This window comes from Pseudomonas sp. MYb2 (assembly GCF_002979955.1).
Classification (GTDB): Bacteria; Pseudomonadota; Gammaproteobacteria; order Pseudomonadales; family Pseudomonadaceae; genus Aquipseudomonas.
In genome coordinates this window covers 124,043-148,262 of the sequence record NZ_PCQC01000012.1, presented here as the reverse complement: position 1 = coordinate 148,262, position 24,220 = coordinate 124,043, and the positions used below count along the sequence as shown (strand labels likewise).

Annotated in this window: 26 protein-coding genes; 7 read left to right on the top strand and 19 right to left on the bottom strand. The window is 58.5% G+C overall.

The features are described 5' to 3' along the window. Nucleotides 1-10: 10 nt before the first annotated feature. From CQ009_RS20115 to CQ009_RS20105, 3 genes are read right to left on the bottom strand one after another with little or no spacing between them, the layout of a single operon-like run. The gene (locus tag CQ009_RS20115; protein ID WP_064392424.1) at nucleotides 11-724 is read right to left on the bottom strand and encodes a PilW family protein; all 714 of its coding nucleotides are present in this window, start codon (nucleotides 722-724) and stop codon (nucleotides 11-13) included. After that, nucleotides 721-1,170, bottom strand: a complete 450-nt coding sequence (gene pilV / locus CQ009_RS20110; RefSeq protein WP_064392422.1) for a type IV pilus modification protein PilV — start codon at nucleotides 1,168-1,170, stop codon at nucleotides 721-723. The genes CQ009_RS20115 and pilV overlap by 4 nt, the downstream gene beginning before the upstream one ends. After that, complete coding sequence (locus CQ009_RS20105) at nucleotides 1,167-1,640, bottom strand: GspH/FimT family pseudopilin (protein ID WP_064392419.1); 474 nt, start codon at nucleotides 1,638-1,640, stop codon at nucleotides 1,167-1,169. Before CQ009_RS20105 ends, pilV begins: the two co-directional genes overlap by 4 nt. Nucleotides 1,641-1,769: 129 nt before the next feature. On the opposite strand from CQ009_RS20105, the gene CQ009_RS20100 reads away from it, so the two are divergent. Beyond that, complete coding sequence (locus tag CQ009_RS20100; RefSeq protein WP_064392418.1) at nucleotides 1,770-2,324, top strand: GspH/FimT family pseudopilin; 555 nt, start codon at nucleotides 1,770-1,772, stop codon at nucleotides 2,322-2,324. On the opposite strand, the gene ispH is transcribed toward CQ009_RS20100, so the two are convergent. The 6 genes from ispH to murJ all read right to left on the bottom strand — a co-directional run bounded on the left by ispH (nucleotide 2,296) and on the right by murJ (nucleotide 9,802). Continuing rightward, nucleotides 2,296-3,240 carry a 4-hydroxy-3-methylbut-2-enyl diphosphate reductase gene (gene ispH / locus CQ009_RS20095; RefSeq protein ID WP_034153853.1) on the bottom strand — a complete coding sequence of 315 codons (945 nt, stop codon included), beginning with the start codon at nucleotides 3,238-3,240 and terminating at the stop codon, nucleotides 2,296-2,298. The genes CQ009_RS20100 and ispH overlap by 29 nt on opposite strands. Nucleotides 3,241-3,400: 160 nt before the next feature. Beyond that, nucleotides 3,401-3,838, bottom strand: a complete 438-nt coding sequence (gene fkpB, locus CQ009_RS20090) for an FKBP-type peptidyl-prolyl cis-trans isomerase (protein ID WP_175555644.1) — start codon at nucleotides 3,836-3,838, stop codon at nucleotides 3,401-3,403. A 7-nt stretch (nucleotides 3,839-3,845) separates the two neighbouring features. Then, nucleotides 3,846-4,358: a signal peptidase II gene (gene lspA / locus CQ009_RS20085; RefSeq protein ID WP_064392414.1), complete on the bottom strand. Its 513-nt coding sequence runs from the start codon at nucleotides 4,356-4,358 to the stop codon at nucleotides 3,846-3,848. Continuing rightward, complete coding sequence (gene ileS / locus CQ009_RS20080) at nucleotides 4,351-7,182, bottom strand: isoleucine--tRNA ligase (protein ID WP_105708376.1); 2,832 nt, start codon at nucleotides 7,180-7,182, stop codon at nucleotides 4,351-4,353. Before ileS ends, lspA begins: the two co-directional genes overlap by 8 nt. 13 nt (nucleotides 7,183-7,195) lie before the next feature. Continuing rightward, a complete protein-coding gene (gene ribF, locus CQ009_RS20075; RefSeq protein ID WP_064392410.1) occupies nucleotides 7,196-8,134 on the bottom strand; it encodes a bifunctional riboflavin kinase/FAD synthetase in 939 nt (312 codons plus the stop codon). A gap of 129 nt (nucleotides 8,135-8,263) precedes the next feature. Then, a complete protein-coding gene (murJ, locus tag CQ009_RS20070; RefSeq protein WP_064392408.1) occupies nucleotides 8,264-9,802 on the bottom strand; it encodes a murein biosynthesis integral membrane protein MurJ in 1,539 nt (512 codons plus the stop codon). Between the two features lie 252 nt (nucleotides 9,803-10,054). Here murJ and rpsT point away from each other — a divergent pair, with 252 nt between their 5' ends. After that, nucleotides 10,055-10,327: a 30S ribosomal protein S20 gene (rpsT, locus tag CQ009_RS20060; RefSeq protein ID WP_003228351.1), complete on the top strand. Its 273-nt coding sequence runs from the start codon at nucleotides 10,055-10,057 to the stop codon at nucleotides 10,325-10,327. Between the two features lie 181 nt (nucleotides 10,328-10,508). Here the strand turns inward: rpsT and CQ009_RS20055 are convergent, their stop codons facing one another. From CQ009_RS20055 to rplU, 5 genes are all read right to left on the bottom strand, one after another. Next, nucleotides 10,509-10,976 (bottom strand): CreA family protein, encoded by a 468-nt coding sequence (locus CQ009_RS20055; protein WP_064392406.1) that lies wholly within the window; start codon nucleotides 10,974-10,976, stop codon nucleotides 10,509-10,511. A 10-nt stretch (nucleotides 10,977-10,986) separates the two neighbouring features. Next, nucleotides 10,987-12,105, bottom strand: a complete 1,119-nt coding sequence (gene proB, locus CQ009_RS20050) for a glutamate 5-kinase (RefSeq protein ID WP_064392404.1) — start codon at nucleotides 12,103-12,105, stop codon at nucleotides 10,987-10,989. 137 nt (nucleotides 12,106-12,242) lie between these two features. Continuing rightward, nucleotides 12,243-13,466, bottom strand: a complete 1,224-nt coding sequence (gene cgtA, locus CQ009_RS20045; protein WP_064392401.1) for an Obg family GTPase CgtA — start codon at nucleotides 13,464-13,466, stop codon at nucleotides 12,243-12,245. 192 nt (nucleotides 13,467-13,658) lie between these two features. Continuing rightward, nucleotides 13,659-13,916, bottom strand: coding sequence for a 50S ribosomal protein L27 (gene rpmA / locus CQ009_RS20040; RefSeq protein ID WP_003176049.1), 258 nt, complete (start codon nucleotides 13,914-13,916; stop codon nucleotides 13,659-13,661). Between the two features lie 35 nt (nucleotides 13,917-13,951). Then, nucleotides 13,952-14,266 (bottom strand): 50S ribosomal protein L21, encoded by a 315-nt coding sequence (gene rplU / locus CQ009_RS20035; RefSeq protein ID WP_003176051.1) that lies wholly within the window; start codon nucleotides 14,264-14,266, stop codon nucleotides 13,952-13,954. 240 nt (nucleotides 14,267-14,506) lie between these two features. Here rplU and CQ009_RS20030 point away from each other — a divergent pair, with 240 nt between their 5' ends. The 3 genes from CQ009_RS20030 to CQ009_RS20020 all read left to right on the top strand — a co-directional run bounded on the left by CQ009_RS20030 (nucleotide 14,507) and on the right by CQ009_RS20020 (nucleotide 16,427). Continuing rightward, on the top strand, nucleotides 14,507-15,475 hold the full coding sequence (locus tag CQ009_RS20030; protein WP_064392399.1) for a polyprenyl synthetase family protein: 969 nt from the start codon (nucleotides 14,507-14,509) through the stop codon (nucleotides 15,473-15,475). A gap of 146 nt (nucleotides 15,476-15,621) precedes the next feature. Beyond that, the gene (locus CQ009_RS20025) at nucleotides 15,622-15,963 is read left to right on the top strand and encodes a zinc ribbon domain-containing protein YjdM (RefSeq protein ID WP_105708370.1); all 342 of its coding nucleotides are present in this window, start codon (nucleotides 15,622-15,624) and stop codon (nucleotides 15,961-15,963) included. Nucleotides 15,964-16,169: 206 nt separating this feature from the next. Continuing rightward, nucleotides 16,170-16,427: a hypothetical protein gene (locus tag CQ009_RS20020; protein ID WP_105708368.1), complete on the top strand. Its 258-nt coding sequence runs from the start codon at nucleotides 16,170-16,172 to the stop codon at nucleotides 16,425-16,427. A 146-nt stretch (nucleotides 16,428-16,573) separates the two neighbouring features. On the opposite strand, the gene CQ009_RS20015 is transcribed toward CQ009_RS20020, so the two are convergent. The 3 genes from CQ009_RS20015 to CQ009_RS20005 all read right to left on the bottom strand — a co-directional run bounded on the left by CQ009_RS20015 (nucleotide 16,574) and on the right by CQ009_RS20005 (nucleotide 18,243). Next, on the bottom strand, nucleotides 16,574-17,191 hold the full coding sequence (locus CQ009_RS20015) for an FKBP-type peptidyl-prolyl cis-trans isomerase (RefSeq protein ID WP_008078561.1): 618 nt from the start codon (nucleotides 17,189-17,191) through the stop codon (nucleotides 16,574-16,576). Nucleotides 17,192-17,313: 122 nt separating this feature from the next. After that, nucleotides 17,314-17,619, bottom strand: coding sequence for a DUF6482 family protein (locus CQ009_RS20010; RefSeq protein WP_064392395.1), 306 nt, complete (start codon nucleotides 17,617-17,619; stop codon nucleotides 17,314-17,316). 135 nt (nucleotides 17,620-17,754) lie between these two features. After that, complete coding sequence (locus CQ009_RS20005; RefSeq protein ID WP_064392393.1) at nucleotides 17,755-18,243, bottom strand: TIGR00645 family protein; 489 nt, start codon at nucleotides 18,241-18,243, stop codon at nucleotides 17,755-17,757. 160 nt (nucleotides 18,244-18,403) lie between these two features. Here CQ009_RS20005 and CQ009_RS20000 point away from each other — a divergent pair, with 160 nt between their 5' ends. Next, complete coding sequence (locus CQ009_RS20000; protein ID WP_105708365.1) at nucleotides 18,404-20,233, top strand: hypothetical protein; 1,830 nt, start codon at nucleotides 18,404-18,406, stop codon at nucleotides 20,231-20,233. A 50-nt stretch (nucleotides 20,234-20,283) separates the two neighbouring features. On the opposite strand, the gene CQ009_RS19995 is transcribed toward CQ009_RS20000, so the two are convergent. Next, nucleotides 20,284-20,601, bottom strand: coding sequence for a hypothetical protein (locus CQ009_RS19995; RefSeq protein WP_064392388.1), 318 nt, complete (start codon nucleotides 20,599-20,601; stop codon nucleotides 20,284-20,286). Nucleotides 20,602-20,910: 309 nt separating this feature from the next. After that, nucleotides 20,911-23,349: a Lon protease family protein gene (locus CQ009_RS19985; RefSeq protein WP_064392387.1), complete on the bottom strand. Its 2,439-nt coding sequence runs from the start codon at nucleotides 23,347-23,349 to the stop codon at nucleotides 20,911-20,913. A gap of 301 nt (nucleotides 23,350-23,650) precedes the next feature. Here CQ009_RS19985 and CQ009_RS19980 point away from each other — a divergent pair, with 301 nt between their 5' ends. Next, nucleotides 23,651-24,139 carry a DUF3015 domain-containing protein gene (locus CQ009_RS19980; protein ID WP_007909797.1) on the top strand — a complete coding sequence of 163 codons (489 nt, stop codon included), beginning with the start codon at nucleotides 23,651-23,653 and terminating at the stop codon, nucleotides 24,137-24,139. The last annotated feature ends 81 nt before the right edge of the window (nucleotides 24,140-24,220 follow it).

Sequence of the window (24,220 nt, the reverse complement as noted above, 5' to 3'; positions counted from 1 at the left end):
GCCGCGCCCCTCACTGCAAGCGGTTGCGCAAAGCGGCAACCACGTTGAAGGTTTGATTGCGCACCCGATTGCTCGGATCGTTGAGGGTCAGGCTCAGCCGCACGCTGCGAATGCGTGCCGGATCGGCGGGGTTGGCGCTGTAGGTCGAGGCCGCCACATCCGTCGCCGAACTGGCCAGACCGAACGTGACGTTGAAAGCACTGACGTTGTTCACCAGCACCTGCTGGGTCGGTGTGCCGCTGCCGGTGCCCATGAGAATCTGATTGTTGCTGAAGCTGTAGATCAGACGCCGGATCGGGAACGCGATCTGCCCGCTCGCCGCCGCTCGTAAACCCGTGTACGCCGTGGCGCTGTTGCGGCAATCGGAAACCACTGTCCAGGTTGGCGTGCCGCCGCCGCTGCCAATATCGGCAGTGACCAGCGTCAGTTTGAGGTTGGCATTGTCCCAACTGATCGGTGTGACCTGCGAGGCGTTGAAATCACCTGCGCTGCTCGAATCGGTGATGGTGCCAAGACAGCCGAACATCCCGACCATGCGAATTTCCTGAATCATTTTGCTCAACACAAACCGGGCGTCTTCCTGCATCGCCGCGGCAGTGTTCTGGCTGACATAGGTGTTTTTTGCCGCGATGAATATCTGCACCACGCCCAGCACCACGATCAGCCCCAATGCCAAAGCGATGAGTAATTCGATCAGACCGAATCCACGGTTTCGCCGCTTCATGGCGTAGCCACCGGATCAACTGCTGCACGGCTAGTCAGCACAAAACTGCGTTGAGCACTGGCGGTGTTGGCTGCCCGTGCGTCACTCCAGTTGATGGTGATGGTGTAGACCCGCTGATTGAGCGCGATGCTGCCGGTCGCCGTCGGCCCGCCGAAATTGATGATATTGGTGGTGAAATCGTAGAGATCCTGATCCCGCGCAACGCTGAGATTGCCCGAGGTCGGAGGCGTAATGGTGTAGTCGGCGCCGGAGTTGGCGCGGATGCGGTCCATCATGTCGTAGGCGATGAAACTGGCCTGGCTGGTCATCCGCGAACTGTCGGTGTACTTCAGCGCATTCAGTTGCACCGCCGCCGCGCCCAGCAGCCCGACCGTCAGAATCAGCAACGCGACCAGCACCTCGATCAGCGTCATACCCTGCTGTATATGTTGACTCCCTGCCCTCATCCGCAACTTCCACCCAATTGTATTCGTCCGTTCAAACACACGTTCAGCGTCCTGCTTTGCGTTCCCAGCGTGTAACTGATGACCACCGCTGTGGACGGCACCGCCAGACCGCCGAGGTTGTTGAAATCCAGCGCGGTCACTCCAGAGGTTAGCGTCAGAGTGGCGCCGCTGCTCATCGCTGGAACAACCCGCAATACATTGGCCGAAGTGCCAGTACTGTCATAGACCGCCAATTCGCCGGTCCACACGCTGCCGCCGGCGCTTGGCCGCAGGCGCAGGGTGGTGCCGCGATCAATGGCTTCGAGCCTGGCGTAATTGATCGCACGTCGCAGGTCGCCCATTTCGGTATCGGCCCTGCTGCTTTGTATGGTTCGAGTAAACGACGGTATTGCCAAAGTAATCAGGATGACAAATATCGCCAATGCGACCAGCAACTCGATCAGCGTGAAACCTTTTGTACGAAGATCCATCGATGCCCTCCGTTGCCGTCGGCTATACCTGCTTTACACGCTAGAACATTCAACCGGCCCATGTCGGTTGATTTGCCCTGCGCGGCGCAAGGATCGCGCCGCTCATCACACTCCACGGAGGGAGTTTGCATGCCGCAACAAGGTTTCAGCCTGGTAGAACTGCTTATGGGACTGGCGATCGGCGCAATTGTTCTGCTGCTGGTCAGTCCGTCATTTGCGGCACTGCGCGAATCGAACCTGCGGGATCAGGCCGCGCAGTCGCTGCTCGACGGTATCCGCAACGCGCGAACACTGGCCATTACCCGTAATCAGAGCGTGGTGATTCATGGCATCGATGGCGACTGGAGCCAAGGCTGGCGGATCATTCTGGATATCAGCGGCAACGGGCCGAAAGACAGCAGCAATCCGCTGCTGGTAGAGCACGCGAGCGAGGCGAAGGTGCCGGTTGTCGGCAACTGGCTGGTCAGTCGTTACATCAGATTCAGCAGTCTGGGACAACCACTGATGCCCGGTCGGGCCTTTCAGGCAGGGACATTACATATCTGTTCGGCTGACGAACCGGTCAGCCGGCAGCAGATAGTGCTGGCAGCGACCGGTCGCGTGCGCCTGAGCAGCAAAAGCGCTGAACAGGCGTTGTGTCAGAAAGCCAAAAGCGTCAGATCGAACGCACGCGCAGCTCTTTAGGCATCGAGAAGGTAATGTTCTCTTCACGCCCGGCCAGTTCGTCGGCACCGGTGGCGCCCCAAGCCTGCAATTGCTGGATCACGCCACGCACCAACACTTCCGGTGCCGAAGCACCAGCGGTAATGCCGATACGCTCGACACCGTCGAACCAGCTCTTTTGCAGGTCTTCGGCGCCGTCGATCAGGTAGGCCGGCGTGGCCATGCGTTCAGCCAGCTCACGCAAGCGGTTGGAGTTGGAGCTGTTCGGGCTGCCGACTACCAGCACGACGTCACACTCGTCGGCCAATTGCTTGACCGCGTCCTGACGGTTTTGCGTGGCATAGCAAATGTCGTCCTTGCGCGGACCGCCGATGGCCGGGAAGCGCGTGCGCAAGGCATCGATGACGCGACTGGTGTCGTCCATCGACAGCGTGGTCTGAGTAACGAAAGCCAGTTTTTCCGGATTGTGCACCTGCAACTCGGCAACGTCTTTCTCGTCTTCAACGAGATAAATCGCGCCGCCATTGCTGCCGTCGTACTGGCCCATGGTGCCTTCGACTTCCGGGTGACCGGCGTGGCCGATCAGGATGCACTCACGACCGTCGCGGCTGTATTTCGCCACTTCGATGTGCACCTTGGTAACCAGTGGGCAGGTGGCGTCGAATACTTTCAGGCCTCGGCCAGCGGCTTCAGTACGCACAGCCTGGGAAACGCCGTGAGCACTGAAAATGACGATGACGTCATCCGGCACCTGATCCAACTCTTCGACGAAGATCGCGCCACGACTGCGCAGGTCTTCGACGACGAACTTGTTGTGCACCACTTCATGGCGCACGTAGATCGGCGGCCCGAAGACTTCCAGGGCACGGTTAACGATTTCGATCGCCCGGTCCACGCCGGCGCAGAAGCCACGGGGGTTGGCGAGTTTGATTTGCATGCTGTGCCTCGTGTCTTGCGCGCAAGAAATAGCGAAAACGGTGGAAAACATTGTGGGAGCGAGCCTGCTCGCGAAAGCGGTGTGTCAGACAACATCTATGTTGAATGTCAGTCAGCATTCGCGAGCAGGCTCGCTCCCACATTTGACTCTATAGAGTCAGTTAGATCGCTTTAACGTTGATGATCTCGACGTCAAAGGTCAGCGTCTTGCCCGACAGCGGGTGGTTGAAGTCGATGGTCACTTGCGTGTCGTCGAACTCTTTCACCACACCCGGCAGCTCAGTATTGGCCGCATCGTTGAAGATCACCAGCAAACCCGGCGACAACTCCATATCGACGAACTGCGAACGTGGAATGATCTGCACGTTCTGCGGGTTCGGCTGGCCGAAGGCGTTTTCCGGCTCGACGGTCAGCGTGCGCTTGTCGCCGGCCTTGAAGCCGAACAGCGCCGCTTCGAAACCTGGCAGCAGGTTGCCGTCGCCGACCTTGAAGGTCGCCGGGGCTTTGTCGAACGTACTGTCGACGGTGTCGCCGTTCTCCAGGCGCAATGCAAAGTGCAAAGTGACTTCCGTGTTCTGGCCAATGCGTTGCTCAGCCAATACCTGATCAGTCATGAACGGCCTCTTCGGTTTTCTTGGTTTTGAACATATCCAGTGCCAGCATTATCGCGCCAACGGTAATCGCGCTGTCGGCGAAGTTGAACGCCGGGAAATGATGGCGGTTCTGCCAGTGCACCAGAATGAAATCGATCACATGGCCGAGGGCAATGCGGTCGTACAGATTGCCCAGCGCGCCACCCAGCACCAACGCCAAAGCGACGGCCAGCCAGGTTTCGTTGCGGCCCAGGCGCTTGAGCCAGACCACCAGCACGGCGCTGACCACAATTGCGATCAGGGCAAACAGCCAGCGCTGCCAGCCGGAGCTGTCGGCCAGGAAGCTGAAGGCAGCGCCGGTGTTGTAGGCCAAGGTCCAGCTGAAGTAATCAGGGATCACCACAATCTGTTGATACATTTCGAGCTTGCCTTCGAAGTAGAACTTGCTGGCCTGGTCGATGACCAGAACCAGCAAACTCAACCAGAGCCAGCTCAACCGTCCGAAACGGCCAACGGCATTAGGCATAGTGACGAACCTCGCCAGCGCCGCTGATGTTGTCGACGCAACGACCGCAGATTTCCGGATGTTCCGGGTTTACGCCGACGTCTTCACGGCAGTGCCAGCAACGGGCGCATTTCGGGAAGGCCGATTTGACGATCTTCAGCTTCAGGCCGCTGACTTCAGTCACAACCGCATCGGCCGGAGCCTGAACGAACGGCGCAACGCTTGCGGTCGAAGTGATCAGGACAAAGCGCAGTTCGTTGCTCAGCTTGGCCAGATCGGCGCTCAGGGCGTCTTCGGCGTACAGCGTCACTTCGGCTTGCAGGTTGCCACCGACGGCTTTCGCCGCGCGCTGGATTTCCATTTCTTTGTTGACCGCTACTTTGACCGCCATTACGCGCTCCCAGTAGTCGCGACCCAGTTCAACGTCGGCCGGCAGTTCGGTCAGACCTTCGTACCAGGTGTTGAGCATGACCGATTCGTTACGCTCGCCCGGCAGGTATTCCCACAGTTCATCGGCAGTGAAAGCGAGGATCGGCGCGATCCAGCGCACCAGCGCTTCAGAGATGTGGAACAGCGCGGTTTGCGCCGAACGGCGGGCCTTGCTGTTGGCGCCAGTGGTGTACTGACGGTCCTTGATGATGTCGAGGTAGAAACCGCCCAGCTCCTGCACGCAGAAGTTGTGGATCTTCGAGTAGACGTTCCAGAAACGGTATTCGCCGTAGTGCTCTTGCAGTTCGCGTTGCAGCAGCAAGGTGCGGTCGACCGCCCAACGATCCAGCGCGAGCATTTCTTCAGCCGGCAGGATGTCGGTGGCCGGGTTGAAACCGGTCAGGTTCGAGAGCAGGAAGCGCGCGGTGTTACGGATACGACGATAGGCGTCCGCACTGCGCTGCAGAATCTGGTCGGAAACCGCCATCTCACCGGAGTAGTCGGTCGAAGCGACCCACAGACGCATGATGTCAGCGCCCAGGGTGTCGTTGACTTTCTGCGGCGCGATTACGTTGCCCAAAGACTTGGACATCTTGCGGCCGGCTTCGTCGACGGTGAAACCGTGGGTCAGCAGTTCGCGGTACGGCGCGTGATTGTCGATGGCGCAACCGGTCAGCAACGACGAGTGGAACCAGCCACGGTGTTGGTCGGAACCTTCCAGGTACAGGTCGGCACGCGGGCCGCTTTCGTGACCCATCGGGTGCGAACCGCGCAGGACGTGCCAGTGCGTGGTACCCGAATCGAACCAGACGTCGAGGGTGTCGCTGATCTTGTCGTACAGCGGCGCTTCGTCGCCGAGCAGTTCGGCAGCGTCCATCTTGAACCAGGCTTCGATGCCTTCGACTTCAACGCGCTTGGCGACTTCTTCCATCAGTTCAACGGTGCGTGGGTGCAGCTCGCCGCTTTCCTTGTTGAGGAAGAACGGGATCGGCACGCCCCAGTTGCGCTGACGCGAGATGCACCAGTCCGGACGGTTGGCGATCATCGAATGCAGACGCGCCTGGCCCCAGGCCGGCACGAACTGGGTGTCTTCGATGGCTTTGAGCGAGCGCACACGCAGGGTGTCGCCGCTGGTTGGCTCTTTGTCCATGCCGATGAACCACTGCGCGGTGGCGCGGTAGATCAGCGGGGTCTTGTGGCGCCAGCAGTGCATGTAGCTGTGTTCGATGACGGTGGTGTGCATCAGCGCACCGACTTCGGTCAGTTTGTCGACGATGGCCGGGTTGGCCTTCCAGATGAACTGGCCGCCGAAGAATTCCAGCGACGGCACGTATACGCCGTTGCTCTGCACCGGATTGAGGATGTCGTCGTTGACCATGCCGTATTTCTTGCAGGTCACGAAGTCGTCCACGCCGTAGGCCGGAGCGGAGTGAACCACGCCAGTGCCAGCGCCCAGTTCGACGTAGTCAGCCAGGTACACCGGCGACAGACGGTCGTAGAACGGGTGACGGAAGTTGATCAGCTCAAGTTCTTTACCGGTGGTGGTGGCAATGACCGAGCCTTCAACGCCGTAGCGCGCCAGGCAGGCTTCGACCAGCTCTTCGGCCAGTACCAGCAGCTTGTCACCGACATCGACCAGCGCGTAGTTGAATTCCGGGTGCACGTTCAGCGCCTGGTTGGCCGGGATGGTCCACGGGGTGGTGGTCCAGATCACGATCGAGGCAGGCTTGCTCAGCGACGGCAGACCGAACGCGGCAGCCAGTTTGGCTTCGTCAGCGATCGGGAATGCTACGTCGATGGTCGAGGACTTTTTGTTCTCGTACTCGACTTCCGCTTCAGCCAAGGCCGAACCGCAGTCGAAGCACCAGTTCACCGGCTTGAGGCCCTTGAACACGAAACCGCCCTTGACGATTTCAGCGAGGGCGCGAATTTCACCGGCCTCGTTCTTGAAATCCATGGTCTTGTACGGGTTGGCCCAGTCACCCAACACGCCGAGACGGATGAACTCGGACTTCTGCCCTTCGATCTGCTCGGTGGCGTAGGCACGGCACAGTTCGCGGGTTTTATCCGCGCCGAGGTTTTTGCCATGGGTCACTTCAACCTTGTGCTCGATCGGCAGGCCGTGGCAGTCCCAACCCGGAACATACGGCGCGTCGAAGCCCGACAGGGTCTTCGAGCGGATGATCATGTCCTTGAGAATCTTGTTCAGTGCGTGACCGATGTGGATCGTGCCGTTGGCATACGGAGGGCCGTCATGCAGAACGAACTTCGGACGATCCTTGCCAATCTCGCGCAACTTTCCGTACAGGCCAATACTGTCCCAGCGCTGCAGAATCTGCGGTTCGCGCTGTGGCAGGCCGGCCTTCATTGGGAAGGCGGTGTCCGGAAGGTTAAGCGTGGCTTTATAGTCGGTCATTTAAGGCTCTTCATTAGCGATGGGCGCTAGGTGCGGCTAGTGCACGGGCGGTGGCGACATCCGCATTGATCGCCGTTTTCAATGCCTCCAGGGAGGCGAAGCGCTGCTCTTCACGCAGCTTTTGGTGGAAAACCACCGTCAAACGCCGGTCATACAGATCGCCGGCAAAATCTAGAAGATGAACTTCAAGGTGGGCCTTGCCATCACCTTGCACCGTGGGCCGTACGCCGATATTGGCGACGCCGGGCCAGGTCTTGCCGTCGATATCGACATCCACCAGATAGACCCCGGTGAACGGCACGCGACGACGCTTGAGTTGAATATTGGCAGTGGGCGTACCCAGTTGCCGGGCCAGCTTCTGGCCGTGCAGCACGCGACCGGCGATCCGGTACGGGCGGCCGAGCAAACGTTCGGCCAAGGCAAAGTCGGCAGCGGCCAAGGCGTTACGCACTTGTGTGCTGCTGACGCGAATGCCGTCCAGCTCGACGGTTTGTGCCGCTTCAACGGTAAAACCGCGCATCTGCCCGGCCTGCAACAGGAAGTCGAAATCGCCGAGGCGGTCGCAGCCAAAACGGAAATCGTCACCAACCTCAAGATGCTGCACGCCAAGACCATCAACGAGAATGGTATCGACGAATTCACTGGCGCTGAGCTTGCTCAGGCGCTGGTTGAAGGCCAGGCACAACACCCGGTCAACGCCTTCGGCGGCCAGCAGTTGCAGTTTGTCGCGCAACCGTGCCAGACGCGCCGGCGCAGTCTCGGGGGCAAAGAATTCCCGTGGCTGCGGCTCGAAAATCACCACGCAGCTGGGTACGCCCAACTCGAGCGCACGCTCACGCAGTCGGGCCAGGATAGCCTGGTGACCACGGTGAACACCGTCAAAGTTGCCAATAGTGGCGACGCAGCCCCGATGCTGGGGGCGCAAGTTGTGGAGGCCTCGAACCAGCTGCATAACGCGCTTCTTGCTCATAAAGTGGTCGATTATAACCACACCCGACGGTCGACGACAGGCAACACCGTAACGCAAAGTGATCGAGCCGACAAAACTGCCGGCCCGCGCCCGTTTATAAAGGCAAAAACCTTAGCTCAAGGCCTTGCGATTGAAGTCGCGCAGGCGGAAACCAAGCAGCAGCAACATACCGAAATAAGCCACCACGCCCGCCGCGACCAGTGCGCCCAGACGCAGGAAGCGCTCAAGCATGTGCCCTTGATCCCACGCGGGCATGAAATGCATGCCGATCAGCAGCACTGCCGACATCACCGCCACTGCGACCACCAGTTTGAAGCCGAATTTGGCCCAGCCCGGCTGCGGCTGATACATCTGCTGCTTGCGCAGTTGATAGAACAGCAATCCGGCGTTCAGGCAGGCACCGGCACTGATTGCCAGGGCCAGACCGGCGTGAGCCAGCGGACCGATCAGCACCAGGTTGAACAACTGAGTAACCACCAGCGTGAAGATTGCGATTTTCACCGGGGTTCGGATGTTCTGTTGCGCATAAAAGCCCGGCGCCAACACTTTGATCACGATAATGCCGAGTAGCCCGACAGAATAGGCAATCAGCGCGCGCTGAGTCATTTCGGCATCGAAGCCACTGAACTGACCGTACTGAAACAGTGAAACGGTCAGCGGCTCGGCGAGAATCCCCAGCGCCAGCGCACACGGCAGCACCAGCACAAAGCACAGACGCAGGCCCCAATCGAGAATCCGCGAATACTCGTGACGATCCTTGCTCGCATAGGTTTTCGCCAGCGTAGGCAGCAGAATCGTGCCCAACGCCACGCCCAACACCCCGGAAGGCAATTCCATCAAACGGTCGGCGTAATACATCCACGATACCGAGCCTGCGACCAGAAACGAGGCGAAGATGGTGTTGATGATCAGGGAAATCTGGCTGACCGACACACCAAGAATCGCCGGCAGCATTTGCTTCATCACGCGCCACACGCCGGTATCACGCAGGTTAAGACGTGGCAGCACCAGCATGCCGATCTTTTTCAGGTGCGGCAGTTGATAGAGCAATTGCGCCAGGCCACCGACCAACACCGCCCAGCCGAGGGCCATGACCGGTGGATCGAAGTACGGCGTGAGGAACAGCGCAAATACGATCATGCTGACGTTGAGCAGGGTCGGCACGAAGGCCGGCACCGAGAAACGGTTCCAGGTATTGAGAATCGCGCCCGCTAGCGAGGACAGCGAGATGAGCAATATATAGGGGAAGGTCACCCGCAGCAGGTCCGAGGTGAGCTGGAATTTTTCCGGCGTATCGGTAAAGCCCGGAGCCGTTGCCCAGATCACCCAAGGTGCGGCGATCATGCCCAGCGCGGTCACCACCGCCAATACCAGCGTCAGCAAACCTGACACGTAAGCAATGAACGTACGCGTCGCTTCCTCACCCTGCTGACTTTTGTATTCCGCAAGAATCGGCACAAATGCTTGGGAGAAAGCGCCCTCGGCAAAGATTCTTCGCAGCAGATTGGGCAACTTGAAGGCGATAAAGAAGGCGTCCGTCGCCATCCCGGCACCAAATGTACGAGCAATCAGCGTGTCACGAACAAACCCCAGAACCCGGGAAAGCATCGTGATAGAGCTGACGGCGGCCAACGATTTGAGCAGATTCATTGAGGGAATTTGTGCCTGTCGATAAACAGCAGGCGAACAAAGCGCCTACTTGTGCGATACTCCGCGCCGCAGCAGCACAGAGCCAAAGCTCGCGAGTTTACAGGTCAAGCGCCGGAAATAAATATCCCGCCTCTTTATACCTACCACTTAGCGGAACGTTTCAAGTGCCCTTGACAAGACTTCTCTTCATCGGCATGATTCGCGGCCTATTTTGTTTGCTATTTCCTAAAAAGTCTTTCGAGGAGCTCGACGGTGGCCAACTCACCTTCCGCCAAAAAACGTGCAAAACAGGCTGAGAAGCGTCGCAGCCACAACGCCAGCCTGCGTTCCATGGTTCGCACCTACATCAAGAATGTAGTTAAAGCCATCGACGCAAAAGACGCTGAAAAAGCTCAAGCTGCATACGTTCTGGCTGTGCCAGTTATCGACCGTATGGCCGATAAAGGCATCATCCACAAGAACAAGGCTGCTCGTCATAAGAGCCGTCTGAATGGCCACGTTAAAGCGCTGAAAGAAGCTGCTTAATCGACGTAGTCATTAAAAAACCGACCTTAGGGTCGGTTTTTTATTGCCTGTGATTTAACAAATCCAGCGCAAAAAAATGTAGGAGTGAGCCTGCTCGCGATGGCGGCGTGTCAGTCGATGCAATATTGACTGACATACCGCCATCGCGAGCAGGCTCACTCCTACAGTTGGATTTGCAGTGTTATTGCTGGACGGGTACCCATGGCAGGATCGGGATGGCGGTCACGGCATTCTGCGGACTGCCTTCGATCAAGCGGTCGCTGTAGACCAGATACACCAGCGTGTTGCGTTTCTTGTCGAGGAAACGCACCACCTGCATGGTTTTGAATACCAGCGAAGTGCGCTCCTTGAACACCTCATCACCATCCTTCAGCTCGCCCTTGAACTTGATCGGGCCGACCTGACGGCAAGCGATCGAGGCTTCGGCACGATCCTCGGCCAGGCCCAGACCGCCCTTCACTCCGCCAGTCTTGGCGCGCGACAGGTAGCAGGTCACGCCTTCGACTTTAGGATCATCGAAAGCCTCAACGACAATACGGTCATTCGGCCCGACAAACTTGAACACCGTCGACACCTGACCGATCTCTTCGGCCGAAGCCAGCAATGGCATCGCCATCAGCAAGCCCAACAATCCTTTCGCTAAACGCATCGAGTTTTCCTTAAACGAGAATCAGGTTGTCACGGTGAACCAGTTCCGGCTCCGCCATGTAACCGAGCACACCGACAATCGCATCCGACGACTGACCGATAATTTTCTGCGCTTCCAGCGCGCTGTAATTGGCCAGGCCACGCGCGATCTCACGACCATCCGGCGCCACGCAGACCACCATTTCGCCGCGACGGAAGCTGCCCTGAACCAGTTTGACGCCTACAGGCAGCAGACTTTTGTTGCCCTTGGACAATGCCGAAACAGCACCCTCATCCAACACCAGCGTGCCACGGGTTTGCAGATGCCCGGCCAGCCATTGCTTGCGCGCCGCGAGCATGCCGCGCTCAGGCGACAACAATGTGCCAATGCGCTCACCCGCCTTCAGGCGATCAAGCACACGCTCAAGACGCCCACCGACAATAATCGTGTGCGCACCGGAACGCGCCGCCAGCCGCGCCGCGCGCAATTTGGTCTGCATGCCGCCACGCCCCAGCGCACCACCCGTACCGCCCGCCACCGCGTCGAGCGCAGGATCATCGGCGCGCGCTTCGTAAATCATCTGCGCATCGGGGTTATTACGCGGATCAGCGTCGAACATGCCGTCGCGATCAGTAAGGATCACCAGCAGATCAGCCTCGACCAGGTTGGCCACCAGCGCCGCCAGCGTATCGTTGTCGCCGAATCGGATTTCGTCGGTGACTACGGTGTCGTTTTCGTTGATCACCGGGATGACTTTCAGCTCGACCAGTGCGCGCAGAGTGCTGCGAGCATTCAGGTAGCGCTTGCGGTCGGACAAGTCGTCGTGGGTCAGGAGAATCTGTGCAGTGTGCCGGCCATGCTCGGCGAAGCTCGATTCCCACGCCTGCACCAAGCCCATCTGACCAATTGCCGCAGCCGCCTGGAGCTCATGCATCGCACTGGGTCGTGCGGTCCAACCCAAACGGCTCATGCCGGCCGCCACTGCCCCCGAGGACACCAGCACCAACTCGACGCCCGCCTCATGCAGGGCCACCATCTGCTCGACCCAGACACTCATTGCCGCACGATCCAGCCCTTTGCCGTCAGCCGTCAGCAAAGCGCTGCCGATCTTCACGACCCAACGCTGCGCACCTGTCACCTTGCTCCGCATCATCTTCAACCTTAGCTTGAGGGCTGCGCGACCCAGCGCCGCCCGTGACGTTATTCTTGACTATTGCCGACCAACGATCGATTTCCAGATACTAAAACGCCGCTCGATTGAGCGGCGTTCAAGTTTATCGCAACAGATCAGTCACGCACGTAAATGATTTCCGGACCGTCTTCGTCATCCACATCTTCTTCGTCCCAGTCATCGTCACCGATGTCATGGACCGACTTCACGCCACTGCGACGCAGGGCACGCTTGTCATCCAGCGCCTGCAGCTGCGCGCGAGCTTCGTCTTCGATGCGCTGATCGAGGTCAGCCAGCTCTTCCTTGTACGCAGGATCTGCGGCCAGGCGATCGGCACGATCCTCCATATAACGCATGATGTCGTGGCACAGACGCTCGGTACCAATCTTGGCGATGGCCGAGATCACGTAGACCGGACCCGTCCACTCCAGGCGATCAACGATTTCCTTGACGCGCTCTTCGTGGTCCTCTTCGAGGATCTGGTCGCACTTGTTCAGCACCAGCCAGCGATCACGCTCCGCCAGGGACGGGCTGAATTTGATCAGCTCGTTGACGATCACTTCGGCAGCATCAGGCGCACTGGAATCATCCAGCGGCGCCATGTCGACGAGGTGCAGCAGCAGACGCGTACGCGCCAAGTGCTTGAGGAAGCGAATGCCAAGGCCGGCACCGTCGGAAGCGCCTTCGATCAGACCCGGGATATCCGCGACGACGAAACTCTTCCAGCGATCGACGCTGACCACACCGAGGTTCGGCACCAGCGTGGTGAACGGGTAGTCAGCGACTTTCGGCTTGGCGGCCGATACCGAACGGATAAAGGTACTTTTACCAGCGTTCGGCAAGCCCAGCAGACCGACGTCAGCCAGCACTTTCATTTCCAGTTTCAGATCGCGCTGCTCACCCGGCTTACCCGGAGTGGTCTGACGCGGCGCACGGTTGGTACTGGATTTGAATCGGGTGTTACCCAGACCGTGCCAGCCACCCTGTACAACCATCAGTTTCTGACCAGCCTTGGTCAGGTCGCCGATGACTTCCTGGGTAGCGGAGTCGATCACCGTGGTGCCCACCGGCACACGCAGGATCAGGTCTTCACCTTTCTTGCCAGTGCAGTCGGTGCTGCCACCGTTGGAGCCACGCTCGGCATCGAAATGCCGGGTGTAACGGTAGTCGACCAGGGTGTTGAGGTTTTCGTCAGCCATCATGTAGATGGAACCGCCGTCACCGCCATCACCACCGTTCGGGCCACCATTTTCGATGAATTTTTCCCGACGGAAACTCATGGCGCCATTGCCGCCATCACCAGCCTTTACGCGAATCGATACTTCATCAACAAACTTCATAACCAACGCCTCTCGCCGTACGGACGAGCCGAAAAACAATCAAGACATAAGACTCTTGCAAAAATGAGCGCAGCGACCCCATCCACGACCTACATCGTACGCCGACAGCCCATACAAACAGTTTTGCAAGAGACTCACCCCACAAACGAAAAAGCCCCGTCGCGAGACAGGGCTTTTCCAGCGATTGCGCAATTAAGCTGCGACAACGCTCACGTAACGGCGGTTGAACGCGCCTTTTACTTCAAACTTGATCACGCCTTCGATTTTAGCGAAGAGGGTGTGATCTTTACCCATGCCAACACCGTAACCGGCGTGGAATTGGGTGCCGCGCTGACGCACGATGATGTTGCCCGGAATGATTTTCTGGCCGCCATACATCTTGACGCCAAGGCGTTTGGCTTCTGAGTCGCGACCGTTACGGGTACTACCACCAGCTTTTTTGTGTGCCATGAGTTCAATTCTCCTAGTGAGGAATTAGGCTGAAATTAAGCCTGAATACCGGTGATTTTGATCTCGGTGTACCACTGGCGGTGGCCCATACGCTTCATGTGGTGCTTACGACGACGGAACTTGATGATGCGGACTTTATCGTGACGACCTTGGGAGATCACTTCAGCCACAACAGTAGCGCCAGCAACAACTGGAGCGCCGATGTTCACGTCGTCGCCATTGGCAACCAACAGAACGCGATCAAAGGTAACGGATTCGCCGGTAGCGATTTCCAGTTTTTCGATCTTCAGGTATTCACCTGGGGCGACTTTGTACTGCTTGCCGCCAGTAACGATTACTGCATAAGACATGGTATTTCTCCGATAATCCTGCTCACCCAGCTCTTTATAAGAAGAGGTATTGGCTGGCATGGCTGCATGGGGCTGGAAGGCCCGCTTGCAATTGCGTAAGGCAGGTGCTGCCCAGGAAGTTCAGGGTGCGCGATTGTACGCAAGCCACGACAGTCACGCAAGTAGCCGTCCATCGCGCCTTGACAGGTCTGGATGTGGGTCCTAGCATGCCGCGCAACCCTTCTGGAGCGACTCTCGCTGATGCAACCCCAAGCTTTCTACCGCGCGGTGGCGGACGATTTTAGCGCCGTCGACGGCATCATCAAGAAGCAGCTGACTTCCCGAGTGCCGCTGGTATCGAAAATCGGCGATTACATCACGTCGGCCGGCGGCAAACGCCTGCGTCCTTTATTAGTGTTGCTGTGTGGCAAGGCTCTGGGTCGTGAAGGCGACGATCTGCGTCTGCTCGCCGCGACCATCGAATTCCTGCACACCGCAACCTTGCTGCATGACGATGTGGTCGACATGTCCGGCATGCGCCGAGGCCGCTCGACCGCCAACGCCATGTGGGGCAATGCTCCAAGCGTGCTGGTCGGCGACTTCCTGTACTCGCGCTCGTTCGAAATGATGGTCGAACTGGGCTCGATGCCGGTGATGAAGATCCTGTCCCAGGCCACGCGCATCATCGCCGAAGGCGAAGTGTTGCAGCTGTCCAAGGTACGTGACGCCAGCACCACCGAAGAAACCTATATGGAAGTCATCCGCGGCAAGACCGCGATGCTCTTCGAGGCTTCGACCCACAGCGCCGCAGCCCTGTGCCAGGCAACGCCGGAACAGGCTGAAGCCCTGCGCACCTTTGGCGATCACCTGGGCGTGGCGTTCCAACTGGTCGACGACTTGCTCGACTACAAGGGCGATGCGGAAACCCTGGGCAAGAACGTCGGCGACGATCTGGCCGAAGGCAAGCCGACCCTGCCGTTGATCTACACCATGCGCGAAGGTACGGCCGAACAGGCTGCACTGGTGCGTCAGGCGATTCAGAAAGGCGGCATCGAAGACCTGGAAAGCATCCGCATTGCTGTGGAAGCCTCCGGTTCGCTGGAGTACACCGCGCAACTGGCCCGTGATTACGTGGCCCGTGCGATCAAGTGCCTTGAGGCACTGCCGGCTAGTGAATATCGGGATGCGCTGGTTGAACTGAGTGAGTTTGCGGTCGCCCGTACGCACTGATATCGCTATAGCAAGATCAAAAGATCGCAGCCTTCGGCAGCTCCTACAGGGGCTGTCGGGGCTGCGATTTTTGCTTTTGACTGCCTGAAAAGCTAAAACCCTATACAATGTGCGACTTTTAGCGATCCACATCCCAAGGAGCCTTAGTGAGCACGTTGCCACCCTGCCCGAAATGCAATTCCGAATTCACCTATGAAGACGGTAGCCAACTGGTGTGCCCGGAGTGCGCCCACGAGTGGTCCGCCAATGGCGAAGCCGAAGTGGCGTCCGATGATGCCGTGAAGAAAGATTCGGTCGGCAACGTCCTGCAGGACGGCGACACCATCACCGTGATCAAGGACCTCAAGGTCAAGGGCACCTCGCTGGTGGTCAAGGTCGGCACCAAGGTCAAGAACATCCGCCTGTGCGATGGCGACCACGACATTGATTGCAAGATCGACGGCATCGGCCCGATGAAGCTCAAATCCGAGTTCGTCAGAAAGGTCTGAATCTGTTGTCATCCATCCCGCGCCAGCCGTGGGATGGTGCTTCACCCTCTCCGCTCTGCCTCAATAAAACCGCGCAATAGCCAAACGCCAGCCGTCTTGACCTTACGCAATCTTTACCCGGAAAAATTCAGTATCTGCCAATAGGCACTTGCTATTTAGATAATAAGAATTATTCTCATCAAACACATTCAATGGAGATGAGAACCATGACTTATCTGATCGACGCCTGGCTGGATCGCCCACACCCTTACCTCAGAATCCTCCATCGGGAGACCGGTGAAGTCTGTGCGGTGCTTGAAGAAGAAGCCTTGCATGAACTGCAGGATCAAGGGGATCTGGACGTCAGCAGCCTGAATTCCAGCGAGCCATTGGTGCTCAAGGAGCTGGTGCGCAATCTGTTCCTGTTCTGCTATGCCCGGGCCTTGCGCCCGACCAGTGAACTGCATCACAAGATAGAAATATGAAACTCGGTAAAAACTGTAGGAGTGAGCCTGCTCGCGAAGACTGATTAACATCCAACACATTTGTTGTCTGTTACACCGCCATCGTCGGATCGCCGCCCGGAGCAGGCTCACTCCTACATTAGCCCGCCATCAAGGCAGGCCCGGTCTTACAGAACGTCCAGCAGCTCGACGTCGAATACCAGAACGCTGTGCGGCGGGATGCTGCCAACGCCTTGAGCGCCGTAAGCCAGTTCGCTCGGCACGTACAGGCGCCATTTGCTGCCGGCATTCATCAGTTGCAGGGCTTCGGTCCAGCCAGCGATCACGCCGCCAACCGGGAATTCTGCAGGCTGGCCACGCTCGTAGGAGCTGTCGAACACAGTGCCGTCGATCAGGGTGCCGTGGTAGTGAGTACGTACTTGATCTTCACGGGTCGGCTTGGCGCCTTCGCCCTGAGTCAGCACTTCGAATTGCAGGCCGGAAGCCAAGGTGGTGATGCCGTCACGCTTGGCGTTTTCAGCCAGGAAGGCCAGGCCTTCGCCAGCAGCGGCTTCAGCTTTGGCAGCGGCTTCGGCTTGCATGATTTCGCGGATAACCTTGAAGCTGGCGGACATTTCTTCCTGGCCAACACGGCTTTCCTTACCGGCGAACGCGTCGGTCAGGCCAGCCAGGATCGCGTCCAGGCTAACGCCAGGTGGCGGGTTGTCGCGCAGCTGATCACCCAGCTGACGGCCGATACCGTAGCTGACGCGGGTTTCGTCGGTGGACAGATTTACTTCGGACATGACACTGCTCCGCTGTGCGGACGGCCACAAGACTTGCCGTGCGTGCACAGCGCGTCCCGGCGCGCCCGGAACCAAAAGGGCGAGCAGACTAGCACAGATGCCCAGGCGATGGAGCGCAAGGACTACAGGGCCGAGCGCCAGGCCAGCGGCACTTTCAGGCTTTCCTCGCTGCTCGGGCCCAGGCCACACATTTCATCGTGTACCGAGGTGTGTACGAGGTTGAATGGCAGCACCGGAAAGTTATGCAGCAAATCCCGCGCATGCTCCACCGAACGCAGCGTGAGCATATTGCCCTTGAGATCACTCAACGGATACGCCGCCCCGTGCATCCGCGCTTCGAGCAGATAGATCCCGCCTTCCATGGAAATCAGATTCAACTCATCGACCTTCCTGGCGATGGCAAACACATTCAGCTCTTGCAGGTTCATGAACGCACCTCGTGCAGTGACGAGTCAGGACGTCTACAGGGATATGCCCGCGCGCGTTAAAGCACAAGCCACAAACGACACCGCCCGTCTGTTTCACAACAGACGGGCGGTGTTTTTGCGACGATCAACGGTTGATCAGTGCTTGGTGACCTTGTCCAGGTAACCCATGGCGAACGCCGAAACGACGAAGGTCATGTGGATGATCACGTACCACATCAAATGCTCGGGATCGACGTTTTTGGCATCCATGAAGATGCGCAGCAAGTGGATCGAGGAGATCGCCACGATCGAGGCGGCTACTTTCATCTTCAGTGACGAAGAGTCCATGGTGCCGAGCCAGCTGAGCTTTTCCTTGCCTTCATCGATGTTCAGTTCAGAGACGAAGTTCTCGTAGCCGGAAATCATCACCATTACCAGCAGGCCGCCGACCAGCGCCATATCGATCAACGACAGCAGCACCAGAATCAGTTCCGACTCGGCCATCGCGAATACGTTGGGCAGAATATGAATGATTTCCTGGAAAAATTTCAGTGCCAGCGCCAGCAGCCCGAGGGACAGCCCGATATAGATCGGCGCCAGCAGCCAGCGCGAGGCGTACATTGCGTTTTCGATAAAGCGTTCCATTGATTCTCACACAGGGGGCTGGAAATGGCGGCGAGTATACCAGCCACCGATGACAGCCAGAAACCGCCCGCAAATCCGTCACCTGCGTGTGTGTGTCATTTTTTTTCTGCTAGTGTCCAAACCATTGACAGCCCAGCGACAGTGGACAGGACGTGTGGAAATGGATGTGCGATTGCCGTTAACGACTATCGGAATTTGCTTGGCCATGCTGCTCGGCGGTTGCTCTCCGGGTGAAGAGAAGCACGCGCTGAATCTCGAAGAAAAGACTGCAAAGTTTGAACAGTCGCTCGACACCATCAGCGATCCAAAGCTCAAGGACGCCGTCAGCGAACTCGGTGGCTCGCTGCTGTTGCTCGAACGTGCACAACAGAAACTCGACGGCATTGCGATGCGTATCGAGTACGGCGAAGACGCCCTTGGCGTACTCAAGCACTACCCTACCCCGCAGGCGCTGGTCGACACGTTTATCAACGGCCTGTTTGTCCTGCACAAGGATGCCAGCTCTGATTACCTCACCGACTTGCAACCGGTATTTCCGTTCATTCTCAATACACCCGGCGGCTTCCTGTTCCCGCATGGCGTGGAATGGCGATCAGTGACGCTGAGCAACAAACGCGTGATTGCCTGGCAGCCGGAATGGTCGGAAACCGATCCCGGCATTCAGCTCAGTCCGTCCAGCTCCAACGTCACCAACCCCGATGACCTGACCGTGACATACCCGTTCATCGAGGGCCTGGATGTCGACAAGAAGACCCAGCCGCAACCGGTCAGCCTGCAAGGTCAAGTCGAAGTCATCGCACCGCGGCGCCTGTACAGTTTCGACCTGACGAAAAAGGATCTCGGTCAGACCCGCACCAACGACAATCTCAGCGTCAAACTGCTCAAGCTTGAAAAGAATTACGCCGAAGTCGAGGTCAGCAACAGCCTGCCCCTGGCTGCGGAAGTGGCCAGCACTCCACTCAATCCGCTGATCGTGCAGGCCCGCGACAACACCGGGCAATACCTGGTGCGCGCCGGCTCGATCAACGAGAGTCCGGAGCAAGTGGCCTTCTACGAAAAACAACTGGCGCACCTGCAACAGCAGAAGAGCTGGAGCGAAGCGCTGGAAACACAGCTGACCAACGATCAGCAGACCTTCGAACAACAACATCCGCGACGCTACAACAAGGTCTACTTCAACGGCCCGATCGAGACCCTGGAAGTCAGTGTCCTCGACTTCTCGTCGGCTACGGTGACCCATAAGACACTGGATCTGCCGATCCGCGCCTTCAACCAGCACACCACCGAAAAAGCCATACAGCCGCTGGATCTGCCGGTGGTGGTCTACGACGATCAGGCCGCGAACTGGCTCAAAGGCGCGAGCCTGACGGAAGAACAGCTGAAAGCCGGTATCCGTATTCATCAGTCGGTAGAAGACCCGAGCGCTGCACGTATCGAGTTTTCCCATCGCCGCACGTTCAACGATGAGTTGCTCGGCAACGACTTCAGCCCCGGTGCAAGCCCGGTGACATTCTTTACTGAAAAACACAACGGCAAACTCGATGAGCCGATCGAATTGCCGCCCGAGGCTTATCAGGTCGATCCGCTACAAGCGACGATTACCTACGACTTGAATCTGTTCCCGGAAACTCCGGCAATCGCGGTCGGCTCGATGCCGCTGTTCCTCGCTACGGTGGCCAGACAAACGTATGACTCCAAGTCCCTGCCCAAAGGCCTGGAGATCAAGAACAACACACTGGTGGTGGATCTGAAATTGTTTCCAGCCAACGAATGGCGCTTCTTCGTCAAGGACGACAGCGGCAACTATTTGAAGCAGATTCTTTCGGTCAGCCACGACGCGAAGGCCGACGGCCCGCCATTGTTTGGCGTGCACTACTTTTACGGCCATCCGACACACGTGGAAACCTATCAACGAACCGACCTCGCCACCGTGCAATACGGCTTTGAGGTCAAACTCGACAAGACGCAGGCGGCCAACTCGGCGCCCTGAAAAGCAAGATCAAAAGATGCAGCCTACGGCAGCTCCTGCATGAGCAGGGGTCAATTGAGGCTGCGGCTGCGGCCACCGTTGATCTGCCGAAGCTGGGCTTGCAGGTGCAGGCTCCATATCTGCGGATCATCGGCCAGCTCGTAGCCGTGCAGCGTCAGACTCTCAACGATGGTATCGAGAATCGACTCGGCGGCGATCGGTCCGTGAAACGGCCCCTGGGCTTTGATGGCGGAAGGTTGTTCGCCGGCCATACCGGCGGCGAAGAGCAGCGTCCACATGCCGTTATCGCCGGCCAACGGCTTGATGGCGCATTCGATTCGGGTCACAAGACCCAGGCATTGACGGGTGAGGCAGAGGTTGCGCGACATGGCGGCGACCCTCGGTGAAGCCGGTATTCAGCCCCCACGGGAGGACTGGCTCGATCCAGTGATACTGTCGATATCCTTGAGCTGAGAATAGAAGAAAAGTCCGCTGCGCAAGCCGGATAGAACCAGCAGGCGCCGAATGGTCATTGTGTGAATATTGGCGCCAGAGTTGTGGCGAATTTCCGGAAGATCCCCGCGAAACAAATGTAGGAGTGAGCCTGCTCGCGATAGCAGTGAGCCAGGCAACTTATTCGCCGACTGACACTCCGCTATCGCGAGCAGGCTCACTCCTACAGTTTGACCGCGCCAGGCTTAAGCCGGTTTGGCTTCGGCCAGCGCCTCTTGTGCCAACTCCTTCTCGGCTTCCTTGAGGTCTTCTTCGCTGATCATTTCGGCGATGTCGCGCAAGCGCTCCACTACCCGTGCGTTGATGCTGCCTTCCGGGAATTCGCCGTCGGCGTTCGGCTCACCCGCCGGTTCGCCGACCAGCAGGCTCAACGCTTCATCCGCCTGACGCACCGCGTAAACGTGGAACTGCCCGGCACGCACCGCCGCCAGCACTTTCTCATCGAGCATCAGCGTGGCGACGTTGGCCTGCGGAATGATTGCGCCCTGCTCGCCGGTCAGCCCGCGTGCTTCGCAGAGACGGAAGAAGCCTTCGATCTTCTCGTTGACCCCGCCCACTGCCTGCACTTCACCGAACTGGTTGATCGAACCGGTAATCGCGAAGCACTGCTTGAGCGGGGTTTTCGACAGCGCCGAAATCAGCGTGCACGCCTCGCCCAGCGATGCACTGTCGCCATCAACGTAACCGTAGGATTGCTCCAGCGCGATGCTCGCGGAAATCGCCAACGGGAATTCCTGCGCGTAACGGCTGCCCAGATACCCGGTGAGGATCATCACGCCTTTGGAGTGAATCGGCTGACCGAGATTAACCTCACGCTCGATGTCGACGATGCCGCTACCGCCCGGGTACACCGTGGCGGAAATCCGCGCCGGCACACCGAACGCCGAGTCGCCGACTTCGAGCACGGTCAGCCCGTTGCACTTGCCGACCGCGGCACCATCGGTGTCGATGAGAATGATCCCGGCGAGCATGTCGTCGAGAATCCGCGCCGACACTCGACCGGTGCGGGTGGCCTTGGCTTTCAGCGCACGCTCGATGTGCCCGGCATCAGTCATTTCATCGCCGGCCAGATGACGAATAAAATCCGCCTCACTGACCAGTTGAAACAGATCACCGATACGCGCCGACAAACGCCCCTGATGCTCGGCCAGTCGTGCGCTGTAAGTCGCCAGACGCGCCACCGCATCGGCAGTCAGCGGCGCCATGCCTTCTTCCGAGGTACGGGTTTTCAACAGCTGGGCGAACTGCTCGAGGCTCTCGTCGACCATCGGGATGTCTTCGTCGAAATCCACCAGAACGCGGAACATCTCCTGGAAGTCCGGATCGAGGTCTTGCAGCGTGTAGTACAGCGACCGCGCACCGATGATGATGACTTTGACCTGCAGCGGAATGTGCTGCGGGTTAAGGGTCACGGTGGCGAAACGGCCCATCTCGCCGAGCGGCGATTCCATTTTCAGCTTGCGCGATTGCAGGGCGCGTTTCAGCGCATCCCACACGAATGGCTCGCTGAGCATTTTTTCCGCTTCAAGGATCAGGAAGCCGCCGTTGGCGCGGTGCAGAGCACCCGGGCGCAACTGACGATAGGTGGTGTAGAGCGCGCCCTGATCGGTGGTGTATTCGATACGACCGAACAGGTTTTCATACGTCGGGTGCGGCTCGAATACTACCGGCGCACCGCCGCTGGCCGGATGGCCGACCACCAGGCTAGGCGCGTATTGCTCCTCCAGCAATTTGCGCGCGACGGCGTCGGTCTTGCTGTCATCGACCAGTTGCTCGACCACGGTTTTCAGCAGATAGACCTGCATCGCTTGCAGGTAACCGCAGACCGCAGCGTTCTCGGCGTACTTTTCCGACAACGGCGAGAGCAGCGGCTGCAAGGCCAGGGTGATGGTTTCTTCGTTGAGCGAACGCAGTTGATTGTTCGATTCGCGCTTCCACTGCGGCAGGCTGGCGAGTTCTTCGTTCAGGCGTTCTTCGAGGCCGGAAATGTCTTCGTGGAAACGTTCGCGATCGGCTTCCGGCAATTGGGCGAATTCGGCTTCGTCCAGCGCTTTGCCGTCGAGCATCGGCGTGAAGGCGATATTGCTGCTGTCGCGGTACAGGGCGACGTCTTTTTCCAGGGCCAGCCGCTCGATGATGTCGAGGGCCTTGTCGTAGCGCTGGTTGAAGGCGCGGTCGATGGCGCTTTTCTTTTGCTGGTAGGACGGGTGCTCGAACACCGCCGGAAACGTCGCCAACAGGTTATCGATCAAGCCGTTGATGTCACCGATGAACGCGCCGGCAGTGCCCGAAGGCAGTTCCAGTGCACGCGGTTCACGCGGCTCATCGAAATTATTCACGTAGACCCAGTCCGCCGGGGTCTGCAGGCGTTTGCCTTCGGCCTTCAGGTAGCGTTTGACGAACGAGAAGCGGCCGGTGCCGGGCTCGCCCATGACAAAGACGTTGTAACCGGGGCGTGGCATGGCCACACCGAACTGCAAGGCTTCGACCGCGCGTTCCTGGCCGAGCACACCGCGAAAGGGCTCCAGATCATTGGTGGTAGTGAAGCTGAACTGTTCAGCGGAAAACGGACGGGTCAGCGCTTCGGGCGCAAGACGCAAGCTGGCAGCAACAGGATCAGGCATCGGGCTTCCTTAACAATCAGGCGGGGCAGATAGCGGCATTCTGGCGCTGCCCGTGCCCCACTGGCAAGGCGCGCCATGTGACAAAGCATAGACAACCGGCCAACCCTGCGGCGCGCCCCCGGAAACCGGGGTTTATTCCAAATATTTTGCAAAAAACCACGGAACCCCTGGAACGTGCCTAAACTCCAAACTGCGCGGCTGGAACTAATACCGGCCCACTGGCTTCGTTTTGATCTGTCTCGTACAGAGCTTGGGGGGCCAGAACCCTGTCCATTGGTATGCACACAAAGAGAACAAAGCTATGAAACGGATTCTTCTCGGTACTCTCTTCACCGCTGTATCCATCAACGCAATGGCGCAAGCTCCAGGCGGCCCGGATTGCGGTTGGGGCAACATGCTGTTCGAAGGTCAGCGTGGCACCCCTGCTCACTTCCTCGCTTCCACCACCAACGGTACTTCCGGTAACGCCACCTTCGGGATGACGTCCGGCACCAACGGTTGCTCGACCAATGCATCGCTGACCTACGGCGGCAAATCCTGGTTTGCCATGAATGGCATGATGAACGAGCTGTCCGAAGACATGGCCAAAGGCAACGGCGAAGCGCTGACGACTTATGCCGTGGTACTGGGCGTGGCGCCGGAAGACCGTGCGCACTTCGCTGCTGTGACTCACGAGCACTTCCAGCAGATCTTCAGCAAAGCTGACGTGACCGCTGAAGATGTGCATACCAACACCCTGGCCGTACTGAAATCGGATCCTCGTCTGGCCAAGTACGCGACTCAAGCTTAAGCTCGACCCCACCCGCTTCCTTCGGGAAGCGGGTTTTGTTTTTTCGGCCCGCCCTCCTTGGGTCTTTATTTCTTTCCTGTT

Excerpts from the sequence above, each read along its gene's own strand:
- murJ (WP_064392408.1), bottom strand. The coding sequence starts at position 9,802 with ATGAATCTGCTCAAATCGTTGGCCGCCGTCAGCTCTATCACGATGCTT.
- CQ009_RS20115 (WP_064392424.1), bottom strand. The coding sequence starts at position 724 with ATGAAGCGGCGAAACCGTGGATTCGGTCTGATCGAATTACTCATCGCT.
- CQ009_RS20020 (WP_105708368.1), top strand. The coding sequence starts at position 16,170 with ATGACTTATCTGATCGACGCCTGGCTGGATCGCCCACACCCTTACCTC.
- CQ009_RS20015 (WP_008078561.1), bottom strand. The coding sequence starts at position 17,191 with ATGTCCGAAGTAAATCTGTCCACCGACGAAACCCGCGTCAGCTACGGT.
- CQ009_RS19995 (WP_064392388.1), bottom strand. The coding sequence starts at position 20,601 with ATGTCGCGCAACCTCTGCCTCACCCGTCAATGCCTGGGTCTTGTGACC.
- rplU (WP_003176051.1), bottom strand. The coding sequence starts at position 14,266 with ATGTCTTATGCAGTAATCGTTACTGGCGGCAAGCAGTACAAAGTCGCC.
- CQ009_RS20030 (WP_064392399.1), top strand. The coding sequence starts at position 14,507 with ATGCAACCCCAAGCTTTCTACCGCGCGGTGGCGGACGATTTTAGCGCC.
- CQ009_RS20100 (WP_064392418.1), top strand. The coding sequence starts at position 1,770 with ATGCCGCAACAAGGTTTCAGCCTGGTAGAACTGCTTATGGGACTGGCG.
- ileS (WP_105708376.1), bottom strand. The coding sequence starts at position 7,182 with ATGACCGACTATAAAGCCACGCTTAACCTTCCGGACACCGCCTTCCCA.
- ribF (WP_064392410.1), bottom strand. The coding sequence starts at position 8,134 with ATGCAGCTGGTTCGAGGCCTCCACAACTTGCGCCCCCAGCATCGGGGC.
- proB (WP_064392404.1), bottom strand. The coding sequence starts at position 12,105 with ATGCGGAGCAAGGTGACAGGTGCGCAGCGTTGGGTCGTGAAGATCGGC.
- CQ009_RS20105 (WP_064392419.1), bottom strand. The coding sequence starts at position 1,640 with ATGGATCTTCGTACAAAAGGTTTCACGCTGATCGAGTTGCTGGTCGCA.
- cgtA (WP_064392401.1), bottom strand. The coding sequence starts at position 13,466 with ATGAAGTTTGTTGATGAAGTATCGATTCGCGTAAAGGCTGGTGATGGC.
- CQ009_RS20055 (WP_064392406.1), bottom strand. The coding sequence starts at position 10,976 with ATGCGTTTAGCGAAAGGATTGTTGGGCTTGCTGATGGCGATGCCATTG.
- CQ009_RS19985 (WP_064392387.1), bottom strand. The coding sequence starts at position 23,349 with ATGCCTGATCCTGTTGCTGCCAGCTTGCGTCTTGCGCCCGAAGCGCTG.
- pilV (WP_064392422.1), bottom strand. The coding sequence starts at position 1,170 with ATGAGGGCAGGGAGTCAACATATACAGCAGGGTATGACGCTGATCGAG.
- CQ009_RS20005 (WP_064392393.1), bottom strand. The coding sequence starts at position 18,243 with ATGGAACGCTTTATCGAAAACGCAATGTACGCCTCGCGCTGGCTGCTG.
- rpmA (WP_003176049.1), bottom strand. The coding sequence starts at position 13,916 with ATGGCACACAAAAAAGCTGGTGGTAGTACCCGTAACGGTCGCGACTCA.
- lspA (WP_064392414.1), bottom strand. The coding sequence starts at position 4,358 with ATGCCTAATGCCGTTGGCCGTTTCGGACGGTTGAGCTGGCTCTGGTTG.
- ispH (WP_034153853.1), bottom strand. The coding sequence starts at position 3,240 with ATGCAAATCAAACTCGCCAACCCCCGTGGCTTCTGCGCCGGCGTGGAC.
- CQ009_RS19980 (WP_007909797.1), top strand. The coding sequence starts at position 23,651 with ATGAAACGGATTCTTCTCGGTACTCTCTTCACCGCTGTATCCATCAAC.
- CQ009_RS20010 (WP_064392395.1), bottom strand. The coding sequence starts at position 17,619 with ATGAACCTGCAAGAGCTGAATGTGTTTGCCATCGCCAGGAAGGTCGAT.
- CQ009_RS20000 (WP_105708365.1), top strand. The coding sequence starts at position 18,404 with ATGGATGTGCGATTGCCGTTAACGACTATCGGAATTTGCTTGGCCATG.